At 67.5% G+C, this 12,480-nt stretch carries 7 protein-coding genes and 8 pseudogenes; 7 read left to right on the forward strand and 8 right to left on the reverse strand.

Annotated elements, in window-relative coordinates; genetic code table 11:
• A partial coding sequence (locus tag ABZ070_RS30015; protein ID WP_356638491.1) for an EF-hand domain-containing protein occupies positions 1-539 on the reverse strand: 539 nt, incomplete at its 3' end.
• A gap of 123 nt (positions 540-662) precedes the next feature.
• Between ABZ070_RS30015 and ABZ070_RS30020 the strand changes: the two genes are divergently transcribed.
• From ABZ070_RS30020 to ABZ070_RS30035, 4 genes and pseudogenes are all read left to right on the forward strand, one after another.
• Positions 663-875 (forward strand): hypothetical protein, encoded by a 213-nt coding sequence (locus tag ABZ070_RS30020; protein ID WP_356638492.1) that lies wholly within the window; start codon positions 663-665, stop codon positions 873-875.
• A gap of 81 nt (positions 876-956) precedes the next feature.
• Positions 957-1,151 (forward strand): annotated as a pseudogene (locus ABZ070_RS30025) (S24 family peptidase); the annotation flags it as partial.
• Between the two features lie 457 nt (positions 1,152-1,608).
• Positions 1,609-1,803 (forward strand): annotated as a pseudogene (locus ABZ070_RS30030) (ABC transporter ATP-binding protein); the annotation flags it as partial.
• A gap of 100 nt (positions 1,804-1,903) precedes the next feature.
• Positions 1,904-2,137 (forward strand): annotated as a pseudogene (locus tag ABZ070_RS30035) (cobalamin biosynthesis protein CobW); the annotation flags it as partial.
• A gap of 626 nt (positions 2,138-2,763) precedes the next feature.
• Here the strand turns inward: ABZ070_RS30035 and ABZ070_RS30040 are convergent.
• From ABZ070_RS30040 to ABZ070_RS30055, 4 genes and pseudogenes are all read right to left on the reverse strand, one after another.
• Positions 2,764-4,242, reverse strand: a pseudogene (locus ABZ070_RS30040) (ISAzo13 family transposase); the annotation flags it as partial.
• Positions 4,243-4,297: 55 nt separating this feature from the next.
• A pseudogene (locus ABZ070_RS30045) lies at positions 4,298-4,395 on the reverse strand (transposase); the annotation flags it as partial.
• Positions 4,396-4,437: 42 nt separating this feature from the next.
• Positions 4,438-4,599: a hypothetical protein gene (locus tag ABZ070_RS30050; protein ID WP_356638493.1), complete on the reverse strand. Its 162-nt coding sequence runs from the start codon at positions 4,597-4,599 to the stop codon at positions 4,438-4,440.
• A 198-nt stretch (positions 4,600-4,797) separates the two neighbouring features.
• Positions 4,798-5,984: pseudogene (locus ABZ070_RS30055) on the reverse strand (ISAzo13 family transposase); the annotation flags it as partial.
• 106 nt (positions 5,985-6,090) lie between these two features.
• Here ABZ070_RS30055 and ABZ070_RS30060 point away from each other — a divergent pair.
• Positions 6,091-6,426, forward strand: a complete 336-nt coding sequence (locus ABZ070_RS30060) for a transposase domain-containing protein (protein ID WP_356638497.1) — start codon at positions 6,091-6,093, stop codon at positions 6,424-6,426.
• Positions 6,427-7,367: 941 nt separating this feature from the next.
• Complete coding sequence (locus ABZ070_RS30065) at positions 7,368-9,092, forward strand: histidine kinase (RefSeq protein ID WP_356638494.1); 1,725 nt, start codon at positions 7,368-7,370, stop codon at positions 9,090-9,092.
• Here the strand turns inward: ABZ070_RS30065 and ABZ070_RS30070 are convergent.
• From ABZ070_RS30070 to ABZ070_RS30080, 3 genes and pseudogenes are all read right to left on the reverse strand, one after another.
• Positions 9,064-9,494: pseudogene (locus ABZ070_RS30070) on the reverse strand (transposase family protein); the annotation flags it as partial. The gene ABZ070_RS30065 and the pseudogene ABZ070_RS30070 sit on opposite strands and share 29 nt — an antisense overlap.
• A gap of 154 nt (positions 9,495-9,648) precedes the next feature.
• Positions 9,649-10,330, reverse strand: a pseudogene (locus ABZ070_RS30075) (FAD-dependent oxidoreductase); the annotation flags it as partial.
• A 108-nt stretch (positions 10,331-10,438) separates the two neighbouring features.
• Positions 10,439-11,065, reverse strand: a complete 627-nt coding sequence (locus ABZ070_RS30080) for a hypothetical protein (RefSeq protein WP_356638495.1) — start codon at positions 11,063-11,065, stop codon at positions 10,439-10,441.
• On the opposite strand from ABZ070_RS30080, the gene ABZ070_RS30085 reads away from it, so the two are divergent.
• Positions 11,045-12,283 (forward strand): PhoH family protein, encoded by a 1,239-nt coding sequence (locus ABZ070_RS30085; protein WP_356638496.1) that lies wholly within the window; start codon positions 11,045-11,047, stop codon positions 12,281-12,283. The genes ABZ070_RS30080 and ABZ070_RS30085 overlap by 21 nt on opposite strands.
• Positions 12,284-12,480: the final 197 nt, after the last annotated feature.

Consider the following 12,480-nt stretch of genomic DNA (forward strand, 5'->3'; position numbering starts at 1 on the left):
GCCGTACAGCCAGGCTCCGGGTGAGTCGGGTCGTCGCTGGTGTAGTAGTTCTCGGCCGCCGCGTAGAACTCCTGCTTCGTCAGCTTGCCGTCTCCGTCGGCGTCCAGCTTCTTGAACGCCAGGTCGGCATCGAGGTCCTCGGTGCCCATCATCTTCTGCACGGCGAGGAACTCCTGGCGGTCGATCGTGCCGTCCCCGTCGGCGTCACACAGCGCGAAGACCGCCGTGACAACCGGGCCGAGGAACTGCTCGAAGCCCCCGTCGCGGCCGATGACCGCCCGCTCGAACGCCGTGCGGAACTCGTCAGGTGAGATCCGGCCGTCGCCGTCGAAATCGCAGTGGCGCGTCAGTTCACCGGTGTAGGCGTGGAAGGCGTCGTACACCGCCGCCTTGTGGCTGGGCCTGTCCGCGGCGCCGAACTCGGCGATGAAGGCTTCGGCCAGCATCGGGCTGTCGCTCGGGTCGATGTATCCGTCTCCCGACAGGTCGAGGTGGCCGAAGCACTTGTCGATCTTGCGCTGCTGGAACTCGGAGAGCATGGCGTCCTCCCGGAGGCACACGACGTAGACGATGAACAGGCGATGTCATCGCTATCGCTCTATGCCACTTTCCAAACCGCACACCTATCCGCCGGGTGTATCGCGCCCCCGGACGCAGGCGACATGCAATGTCACAAACGCGGCCGTGACGCTTCCTGGTGCTGTCATCCTGACCTGGAGGAGCTCGCTACCCGTGAGCTCACGGCTGCCGAGCGGGAGCAGCGTGCCATCGAGGCCGCTTCCGAGCTTGGCGTCGAGTACACCGAGCAGGTCGAGCAGGCTGGCCAGGACGCTTGGGCGAAGATCCGCGCCCATCAGGGCAGCGCCGCCGCGTGAATCTGACAGCCGTCTTGGACCACACCGCTTTGACCGCCCTCTATCGGGCGGACCCGATCTTCACCGGCCTGTACATCGAGGACCGTCCGCCGCCAGGACCCCGCAGACCACGGCGACGCCGTCACCGCGCTCCTGGACGGCGAGGCCACCGTCAAGCGCCTGCGCCGCGAGGACGGCCGGATGTGGCTAATGCCCCGCAAGCCGGCGTACGAGCCGATCCCAGGCGACAACGCGGCCATTCTCGGCAAGGTGGTCGCCGTCCTGCGCACTCTCTGAGGACCATGCAAGAGCGGTCCGCCGGTCGACGTGCGAAGGACTCCCGGGCGGACTCCGCTTCCCACGTTCCCCTGTCGCCAGCCGGCAGGCCAGGAACACGGCCGGATCCTGCGCCGAACGAGGAAGCCCATGATCCCTGCAGTACGTTGCGCCGTTCCGGCCTCGAACATCTCGCCTGATGCCAGCCTCTGGACCATCCCGCCGAGGCGAAGAAGGGCCTGCTCGTGGCCGAAGCCCACAAGCGCGTTGAGCAGTACGCCAGGGGCGACGCTCGATCCTGCCCCAGGCGGACGATCCCCTTCGTGCTCTTCGACCCTCCGCCGATGGTGCGCGGTCATTCGGGAAGCTGACCCGGATCCAGGCCGAGGAACAGCAGATCAAGGCCAAGCACGCGGGTGCGGCGGTGGCCGTCACCGAGCCGCACTGGACAGATTGCACGGGACACGCCATGGACCGCATGGAAACCGTGACACCGCTCTCCGAACCGACTCGCACCGCCTCCCGCGACAGCACGGAACAAGCCGCGCTGGCCGCCCCCGTGATCAGCCTTCGGGGTGCCGCACTGGCCTACGGCGACCGGGTGCTGTGGCACGCCCTGAACCTCGACGTACTGCCCGGGGAGTTCCTCGCGGTGCTTGGTCCCAACGGATCCGGCAAGACCAGCCTGCTCCGGGTGCTCCTCGGCCGGCAACAGCTCACCGCAGGTCTTGGTCGGCCTCCGCGACGCGGCAGCAGCCACATCGGGTACGTCCCCAGACGCCGCCTGGGAGATGGGGCCGCCCATGGGCCGGGCGGCTGCTGTCCTGGACTGGCACCCCGAGCACGGCGACCGCTGCCAGCACCTCGTCTTCACCTCACCCGGGCTCGACCGCGACGGCCTGGCGCATCTCCTCGAGTCCTGCCTGCTCACCGACGACGAGTTCGCCGCCGGCCCCGAGGCGTGGAAGTACCTGCCCGCCGCGTTCGACTCTCTGCTCGAACCCATCTCTAGCCCCGAATACCCACCGGGAGCCAACCTCAAGAAACGGACACTCATGGTGAGCAGGTCGGCTGCGGTGGGGTGGCGGTGTCCGGCAGGGGGGATGTCGATGCGACGGTCGTCGAGGATCGGCAGGACGTCGCGGATCGCGTTCCACAGGGTGCTCTTGCAGACGCCGAACAGCTCGGCGAGAGCGTCGAGGCCGCAGACGCGGCGGCGGTAGAGGATCGTGGCGAGGATCCGGTCGCCGTCGGTGATCTTCTGCCGGAAGACGCCGCCGCGGGTGCCCGGTCGTCGGTTGCCGCCGCGCTGGCGGTGGCGGCGTTCTTCGATCGCGGCGGCGTAGGGCACGATCAGTTCTTCGAGCAGGGCATGCAGTGCCTCGCGGGACATGCCGGTCAGCGTTGGGTCCATCAGTGCCTGGAGGGTTGGTCTCGCGGGAGCGTGCTCGGCCGGGCCGCTGCCGGTGACCCAGGCGCGGAGATCCTCGGCGCGGGTGAAGTAGCGCACGATGGTGGGCGTGATGCTGATTTTCCGTTCGTCCAGCAGCTTTCGGGTGGTCTTGATGCCGAGGCCGATGGTGACCGGGTTCATCCCGAGCAGGTCGCCCAGCACCTTCTGCGGGCAGACCTGCCGCAGGTAGATGACAGTGAGTAGGACTTCATCCGCATCTGACAACAGGGATCGGCTGCGGCCGGTGGTGGCGACGCGTCGTCCTTTGCGGAGCACGTAGCGGTGTTGCTCGGCCGCTGCCGCCTGGGCCGGAGCCAGCTGGGCTTTGAGTGCGTCCAGTTCGTGGGTGCTCATGCCGGTCAGACGGGGGTCGGCGAGCATCTGCAGGGCCCCGGCGCGGGCCTTTGCCCGTTCGTCGGCGCGTGGTGTGGGGGCGTTGGATCCGGTCGGGGCGATGCTGTAGTTCCACTGGCCGTGCTGGTCATGCGCGGTGATCGGCAGGGCCTGGATCTGCTCACGGCTGACGGCGATGCCGGTCGGGTAGGAGCCCTCGTCAAGAGCTGTCTCCACGCGTAGTCCGGTGCGGGTCGTGGTCGCGGCGATTGTGTTGAGAACGACCGCGTGGCTGGTCAGGGGGCGTCCGCGCCAGTTCATAGTGATGTGAGAGAACAGGCGGTGCTCTATCTTGTTCCATTTTGAAGTACCGGGTGGAAAGTGGCAGACCGTCACCGTCAGGCCGGCGTCGGCGGCGAATGCGGCCAGTTCGGCTTTCCATACCCGGTAGCGGTAGCTGTTGGACCCACCGGCGTCCGCGGTGATCAGCAGCCGGGATGCCGCGGGGTAGTCGTACTGGCCGCGCGCCTGCCACCAGCGTCGGATCGACGTGGCGGCGAATGTGGCAGTGTTGTGGTCGGTGCCGACATTCACCCAGCCGGTGTTCGCGGCCATGTCGTAGATCCCGTACGGGATGACGGACTCCACGTGCGGACCGGCGAAGAAGCTGTGGTCCTCGACCTCGACGGGATGTCCGGCCGGCCGCCATTCTTGTCCGGGCATCGGCAGCTGCCCGATCTGTTCCTTCTTCTTCGCGTCCACGCTGATCACCGGCTCGCCCGCGGCCTGGTGTTCCTTGACCTGCTCGTTGATACAGCGGAACTGCGCGTCCCGGTCCGGATGCTGATCGCCTTCCAGGGTCTTGGCGGTGCCCTGCAGGCTGAATCCGTGCTCCTTCAGCAGCCGGCCCACGGTAGGCGCGGTCACCCGGTGCCCTTGCCGGGACAGTTCCGCGGCCAGGTGACGCAGCGACTTCGTCGTCCAGCGCAGCGGCGACATCGGATCACCGCGCTCGTCCGGCTCGACCAGGGCCATCAGCGCCGGAACCAGCTCACGGTCGATCGCCTCGGCCCGCATCCGCCCGCCGCCAGGGCGCCGGACACGTCCTCCGGGCAGCGGATCGACTCCGGCCTCGAGTTCGAACACGCCCTTGCGGACAGTCGTCTCGCTGACCTCGGCTATCCGCGCAACCACACCGACGCCTCCATGCCCGAGCAGCCTGGCCTCGGTCGCCAGCGCCAGACGCCGTTGACGCTCGTTCAGGTACGGAAGCAGGACGTCGAACCGTCGCATCAACTGGTTGCGGACCTCGTCGGATATGCGCATACCACACCAACGAGCTCGTCTCCGCGAAGCAACGCGTTATTCCTTCACGGCTTCGGTGGACCACGCAGGTCTGCACGATCGTCTTCGGCCAGACCGCCTCGACCGCGTCGGGCAGGCCCTTCAGCAGCCGTCGCAGACGAGCATCAGGGCGTCGTTCACGCCCAAGGCCACGGAGTTACTAGGGCTTGCCGATCATTAACTCGCTGTCTTGATCTCTGGGTCGGGAGTGATATCGAGGTGTGTGGCAAGGTCGGTGAGGTCGTCCAGGCTGGCCAGGTGTGTTTCGGCGGGTTCGATGGTGTGCCCGACCTCGTGGAGGAGGCGCCGGGTCTGGCTGATGGCCCGGTTGAGGGTCACGGGACGACGCCGAACACTGGGCCATGGCCACCTGGGGAAGCCTGAATCGCTCGTAGAGGAGGGTGGTCAGGAGCCGGTCGACGAGGGTGAGGCCGGGGCGCCGGCCGGTGTAGAGGCCTGCGGCGGGGACTTTCTGCCGGTCGCCGCCGCGTCGCCGGTGGAGATCTTCTTCCCGCGAGGCCTCCCGGGCTGTGGCCAGGTGTAGTTCCAGTCTCCGTGCCAGTCGTGGCGGTCCAGGGGCAGGGCGTTCATCTGCCCGTCGCTGACCCGGGCCCCGGTTTCATAGACGGCGGTGTCGAGTTCGGCCCGGACTGCGAGTCCGGTGCGGGTAGTGGCTGTGGCGATGCTGTGGACGATGACGTCGTGGCTGGTCAGTGGCCTTCCGCGCCGGTTCATGGTGATGTGGGAGAACAGCCGGTGCTCGATTTGTTCCATTTCGATGTGCCCGGAGGAAAGTGACAAACGGTGATCTCTAGGCCCGTCTCGAGGGCCAGGGCGGCCAGCTCGAATTTCCAGGCGCGGGTGCGGTAGCCGTTGGAGCCGCCCGCGTCCGCGGTGATCAGCAGACGTCGGGAGCGCGGGTAGGAGGCACGCCCGGCCGTATGCCACCAGCGGCGGATCGAGGCGACGGCAAACGCGGCGGTGTCGTGGTCGGTGCCAACGTTGACCCAGCCCGTATCGGCGGCCAGGTCGTAGATTCCGTACGGGATCGCTTTGCCCAGATCCGCGTCGGAAAAGTCGTGGGTCTGCACCCGGACGGGATCGCCTTCGCGGTGCCACTCGCGCCCGGCGTTCTTGTAGTTGCCGACGAGTTCCTTCTTCTTGGTGTCCACGCTGATCACGGGATCCCCGGCCGCCTGGAAGCCCTTGGCCTGTTCGTTGAGATAGCGGAACTGCCCGTCCCGGTCCGGGTGCTGGGCGCCCTCGACGGTCTTGGCGTTGCCCTGGAGGCTGAATCCCTCATCACGCAGCACAGCGGCGACCGTGTCCGCGCTGACCCGGTGGCCCTGCCGGGTCAGCTCAGCAGCCAGCTGCCGGGTCGACTTCCGCAGAGGCGACATCGGATCGCCGCGCACGTCGGGCTCTACCAAAGCCAGCAGCGCGGGCCGCAGGCCCGGGTCCAGGTCCACCGCCCGCTTGCGGCCCCCACCCGACCGGCGGACCCGCCCCAACGGCGCGTCGCCGGACTCCAGCTCACTCACCCCGCGCGACACGGTGCCCTCCCGCACCCCCGCCGCGACGCGGGCGACGAGCCTGATCCCGCCATGACCCAGCGACCGCGCCTCCGCTCCTATGGCCAACCGGCGTTGACGCTCGTCCAGATGCGGGAACAGCGCCTGGAACTTCGCCGCCAACGCGGTCTCGATCCCCTCCGGTCTCCCCATACCAAAACAACGACGTTCGACAGCGGAAGCGACGGCTTGTTTCCCGGCAAGCCCTTAAGTACCGGGACCGTCCGTCAAGAGGGTGATCTCGCTGCTTGCGGCAGACATGGCAACGCCAGCCAGTGTGCCAGAACTGTTCCAGGACGCCGTGGACGTGGGGGAAGAAGTCCTGCTCGTGCCAGGGCACTTGGGAGACCTGACTCGTCATCTTCCCGTTGAGCTCGTCGACTCAGTCCTGGAGGCCGTGCCGTTGAACGTCGACAGCGTCTCCTGCCTTCGCGCGTCGGGGTGTACTTCGTCCTGGCGTTGTCCCCTGTTCCCCTCGCTGGACTATCTGCGTGTGTGGGACAAGCTGACGGCTGGACTCGCCAGCCGGAACGCATGCCGGCCGAGCGAGAAAGCTCTTCGCTGTCTGCGGCGGCGCCTGGGGCCGCTCCGCTGAAAGCGCTGTTCGAGGTGGTCGCAGGTCCGCTCGCGCAGCCCACCACCCGGGCACGTGCTACCGGCGCTGGCGGACTGGCACGTTCGACGGTTGCAGCGCCGCCAAAGTTCCCGACTGCGAACGAAACCCGGCCTGCTCGGCGCCGAGTTCGGGCCCCCAAACGAATACGAGACCGCGTACGCCGGCCGGCTGCTGAGGTTGGTGGACGCCAGCATGCTCGTCCTCGCCGACCGCGACTTCGACGCAGACGACTTCCTGGCGGACACGGCGGCCACCGGCACACAGTTCGTCATCCGGATCACCGCCCGCCGCCGACCGGCCATCTTGGCGGTGCTGCGCGACGGCAAGATGGGCACGCTCAAGCTGCGGGTCAACGACTCGACGATCACCATGACCACGCGACCGGAGAGACGCTCTGCGAGCAGCACTGGATCGCCACCACTCGTTGGACCACAGCCGAGATCCGGCCGAGGCCCTGGTCGGGCTCTATCACGAAAGGTGGGAGGCCGAGCCCGCGTATTACGCGCTTCGGCACACGCTGCAGCACGGACTGCGGGTCTGCAGCAGGAACTGTGGGCCCAGCTCATCGCTCCTGCGGACGGCCATGGCGGACGCCGTGGAATCCCGCCCGGGTATCGACCCGGATCGCGCCACGCTACACATCACCAATCACGTGCGCGCTCACTGTCGCTGCCGCCTGTTTGTGCCGCTCGGGCCCTGTCTCCGGGCCTGGGTGACAGCAGTGCCGGCCGGCTGCCGCCTGGGAACAATCTTGATGGGTTTGCTACCGCGATCAGCTGCGGATATCTAATGTGGCCGGTGTGACACGTGTGCAAAGACCGAACCCCACGGCATTAGCTCGCCAGGCGCGGGCGGCAAGGCGGCACTTGGCGTCCCGGCGGCTGACCGAACCAGTCAGGGCACCTATTGCCCCTAAAAGAATGTGGTCTCGCCGGCGCATCGTCGGCGAGATCCTGCTGAGTACGGTGCTCGCGCTACTGGCGGCGGCTGCCGAGGCCCTGCCAGAGCCCCTGTCCGGCGTGGGCGTCATATGGATCGTCACAGCGGGCCTGGCCGCTGCGCTGCTGTCTGTGCTGCGCCGGAGCTTTCCCGCGACCGTACTTCTGGTCACCGCCGCCAGCCTGGCCGAATTCAGCGTCCTCTACCTGCTGCTCCCTGTCACCGCCTGGTCGGCCGGGCGGCGGATCGACGGGATCAGTAAGGCCGTCGGCATCTTCGCTGCCGCATATGCCCTTGCCTTCGGTCTTCCTCTCCTGCGGTTGAGGCCCCCCTTACCGACGGCCCTTTCTCTCGCCGCCCTGCTGCTGGTCTTGATGGTCATACCGGCCCTCACCAGCTACTACTGGGCGCAGCGCGGCGCACTGATAGATCTTCTGCGAGCCTACGATGCCCATCTGCTGCGTGAACGCACGATGATCGCCGAACAGGCCCGGATGCGGGAACGCCAGCGCATCGCGCAGGACATGCACGACAGCCTCGGACACCAGCTCACCCTCATCTCGGTGCACCTCGGCGCACTGGAGGTGAACCGCGACCTGACCAGGCAGCAACGGCAGGCCCTCAGGGTACTGCGCGAGGTATCGGTCGCCACGATGCAGGAGCTGCGCGAAGTGGTGGGGCTCCTGCGAGATAACGGCACGGACCATCCCGGCCCGAAAGCCGCAGTCTCCTCTGCCCTCGCGGCCATCGAGTCCAAGCACCCCCCAGCACCGTTACGCGGGGCGGCCGGCATCGAGAACCTGGTAAACGCGTCCCGGAGCGCCGGGATGACCATCGAGCTGCGGCACCGCGGCGAGCCGCGCCCCCTCCCGGCCGCCGCCGATCACGCCGCATACCGTATCGCGCAGGAAGGCCTGACCAATGCCCACAAGCACGCCCCCACCGCCCCGATCACCATTGAGCTGCGTTACGAGCCCGACGCACTGGTCACAGAGGTCGCCAATGGCCCCGCCCCACAAACGACACACTGTGACCGGAGTGTGGTCAGCGGCGGTCAGGGACTGACCGGGCTGCGAGAACGGACCCGGCTCATCGGCGGCACCCTGAACGCCGGTTCGACCGCAGACGGCGGCTTCCGCCTGGCAGGCAGGCTGCCATATATCCCTCCGAGCCTCTCACCAGAGGATCCGCCCACCACGCCCGTCGATCCTGTCAGTGACCCCAGGGAGCAGCCCACGGCCGTCCCTGCGGGCGGGAGCATCCCGTTCACCGATGGCAACGGCCTTCCGAAGGAACTGACCAGGGCCATAAGCGGACTCACCAACAGGAGAGGCGCGGCCATCGGCTGCGGGGTTGCGGGAGCGGTCCTCCTGCTTACGACAATGATTTTCTCCCTCCAAAGCGAGCCACCCCCCGCAATCGATCCGGGACAGTACGACGCGATGGAGGTAGGGCAGTCCGAAACAGAGGTCCGCGCAAACCTGCCCCACGGATATTCGGGCCTGAACTACAGCGTGGACGAGAGCACACCGCCCGAGCCCAATAATGAGGCCGAGTGCCTCACGCTGCTGTCCACCGAGCCAGGCAGCAGCCGGAGCAATGCGCCTGTGTTCCGGTTCTGCTTCAAGGACGGCAAAATGATCGAAAAAAGGTCCTTCGAGATCAACCTTTTTAACCTCAATCTGAGCAGGTCAGGTGGATGGTGAGGACGGCCTGGGCGAGGCTGGTGATACGGGTGGTGGAGCATCGTAGCTTGCGCAGGAGTTGTCAGGTCTTCGAGGTGGCCATGGCCTGATCGATGAGCGTGCGGATCTTGGCGTGTGGGCGGTTGACGGCCTGCTGACCTGCGGAGAGCATCTCCCAGCGCCCGCGGTAGGGAACTCTCACGGTGGCGCCGGCGCCCTGGTAGCCCTTGTCGGCCCAGCACTCCACCCAGCCTCTTTCGATGATGCCGTGGGTTCGCGCGGCCTTGACGTCGTGGACGGCGCCGGGCAGCCGGGCGAGGCTCACAGCAGCCGTCCCGCCGGATCGGCGATCACCTGCACGTTCATGCCGTGCTTCTTGTGCTTGCCAGAGTAGAAGGGACGGTCGGCGGTGATGCGGTCGATCGCACAGCACGACGTTCCTCAGCCACTGAGCCCTCGCACTGGCACTGGGCGGCGGCTGGCTGCATACATCGCGCCTCAGGTTGAGCGCCGGGAAGTCGCCGATGCGCACGAGCCTTGCTGATCGCCCTGGATGCGCACTGTGTGTGGCCGGTTTTCAGACTGCCGCCGGGGCTACCTGCTGCGCGGGCACGGAGCCCGCGTCACCCAGGGCGGCGAGGTAGCGCTCGGCGTTGAGGGCTACCGCGGTGATGGTGCCTGCTGCGGTGATGGCCTGGCGGTAGGTGTGGTCGACGACGTCACCGGCGGCGAAGACGCCTGCGATGTTGGTGTGCGTGTGGGGGGGCGACCTGGATGTAGCCCTCGTCGTCCAGGTCGAGTTGGCCGGTGAACAGTTCGGTGCGAGGGTCGTGGCCGATGGCGATGAACAGCCCGGCGACGTCGAGGTCGCGGGTGGCGCCGGTCAGGACGTCGCGCAGGACGACGCCGGAGAGCATCCCGTTCGTCTCCTTGATCTCGGCGATCTCGCTGTCGAAGGCGAAGGAGATTTTGTCGTCGGCGAACGCCCGGTTCTGCATGACCTTGGAGGCCCGCAGGGTGGAGCGGCGGTGGACGACGGTGACCGAGCGGGCGAAGCGGGTGAGGAAGGTGGCTTCCTCCATGGCGGTGTCGCCGCCGCCGACCACGACGATGTCGCGGCCCTTGAAGAAGAATCCGTCGCAGGTCGCGCACCAGGAGACGCCGCGGCCGGACAGTTCGTCCTCGCGGGGAAGGCCGAGCTTGCGGTAGCCGGAGCCGGTGGCGACGATCACCGTCTTGGCGCGGTGCACGGTGCCGGCGCGGCCCCGCCGGTGCAGGCCCCAGGCCAGCGAGAAGCGGCCGCTGATGCGCTGAGCGGCCGCCCTGGAGACCGACCGCCGCAAGTCCGAGAGTCAGGCAGCCTATGACTAGCGCCTCGCCCAGACCCTGATCCGCATCGGCCACAACGCCCGCAGTATCCCACCGCCCGGACTGGTCGACCTCCCGGTCGCCCCTGGGAGATCACCGCCGAGTGCCTGATCCACCTCACCGCCCGACACCTCGGCCGCACCATCGCCCGGATCGGCCGCATGGTCGCCGTCGCAGCGAAGGAGGAATGACCCGATGCCGATCCGACCGGAGAATGCGTCCGACAGCACACCGCCGAGACCCACGTTGCCAACGTTCTCACCTAAACGCGGCTGCGCCTCCTGCACCAAGGTCAGCACCGGACGGAGTGAGCCGCGAAAGCCTTCTTGGCCCCTTTCGTCCGACGACAAATCATTGTGATTCGTCTCATAGACCGTCGCGCCGAGAAGGGCACCGAGGTTAGCGTCCACCAAAACCGCACCGCCGGGCTGCAGGGACGACCGACCGAAGAGCCGTGAGGCCGGTCTTCCGCCGCAGGGATCGGAGACGTAGCGATGATCGACGAAGAGCGTGGCACCGGATCCAAGAAGCCTGTCCGCTCCCGCCAGGGCGATCGACGCACGTACGTTCTCGATACCAGCGTGCTCCTGGCAGACCCGGCCGCCATGACCCGCTTCGAGGAGCACGAGGTCGTTCTCCCGGTGGTCGTGGTCACCGAGCTGGAGGCCAAACGGCACCACCCTGAGCTGGGCTTCTTCGCCCGCCAGGCGCTCCGCCTCCTTGACGACTACCGCATCCGGCACGGCCGCCTCGACGAGCCGATCCCTGTCGGCGAGTTCGGCGGCACCATCCGCGTCGAACTGAACCACACCGACCCCTCGATCCTGCCCGCCGGCTACCGCGTCGGCGGTGAAGCCGACACCCGGATTCTCGCTGTTGCCCGCAACCTCCAGGCAGAGGGCTACGACGTCACCGTCGTCTCCAAGGATCTGCCTCTGCGGATCAAGGCCAGCTCGGTCGGCCTCCTTGCTGAGGAGTACCGCGCCGAGCTCGCCATCACCTCCGGCTGGACGGGCATCACCTCACTCCACGTTCCTGCCGATCAGGTCGACATCCTCTTCGGCGCTGGCCACGACGCCGCGACCGACATCGACGGCGCAGCAGAGCTGCCCGTTCACACTGGCCTGGTCCTGCACTCCGAGCGCGGACGAGCGCTGGGCCGGGTTAGCCACGACGGCCGGGTGCGACTGGTCCGCAGCGACCGCGAGGCGTTCGGCCTGCGAGGCCGCTCCGCCGAGCAGCGGATCGCCCTCGACCTGCTCCTCGATCCCGACGTCGGTATCGTCTCCATGGGCGGCCGGGCCGGCACCGGAAAATCCGCACTGGCGCTGTGCGCGGGCCTGGAGGCCGTCTTGGAGCGCCGCCAGCACCGCAAGGTCATGGTCTTCCGTCCCCTCTACGCGGTCGGCGGCCAGGAACTCGGCTACCTGCCGGGCAGCGAAGTCGAGAAGATGGGCCCCTGGGCCCAGGCCGTCTTCGACACCCTCTCTGCAGTCACCACCCCCGACGTGATCGAGGAGGTTATCTCCCGCGGCATGCTGGAGATCCTTCCGCTCACCCACATCCGCGGCCGCTCCCTTCACGACGCCTTCGTCATCGTCGACGAGGCGCAGTCCCTGGAGCGCAACGTCCTACTCACCGTCCTCTCCCGTATCGGCCAGGGCTCCCGCGTCGTCCTTACCCACGACGTCGCCCAGCGTGACAACCTCCGCGTCGGCCGCTATGACGGCGTCGTCGCTGTCGTAGAAAAGCTAAAGGGCCACCCGCTCTTCGCCCATATCACCCTCACCCGCTCTGAACGCTCCCCCATTGCCGCCCTCGTCACCGAAATGCTGGAGGGTTGAGGGGGAACCGGCTCCCGACGTTGAGGAACAAGTTACGACCTCGTGCGTGATTGGCATGGGGCCGTGTCGGGGTAGCGGCTGGTGTTGTGATCACGTCTGCGTGGCGGGCAGTGCGAGTGTTTTGTTGTGTTGGGTTGCTCGCTGGTCGGATTGGAGTCCGGCGATGGCCCGGATGGTGTCAGGGAGGTTGTCCCGGC

It is taken from the genome of Streptomyces sp. NPDC006283, from assembly GCF_040613325.1.
Lineage (GTDB): Bacteria > Actinomycetota > Actinomycetes > Streptomycetales > Streptomycetaceae > Streptomyces.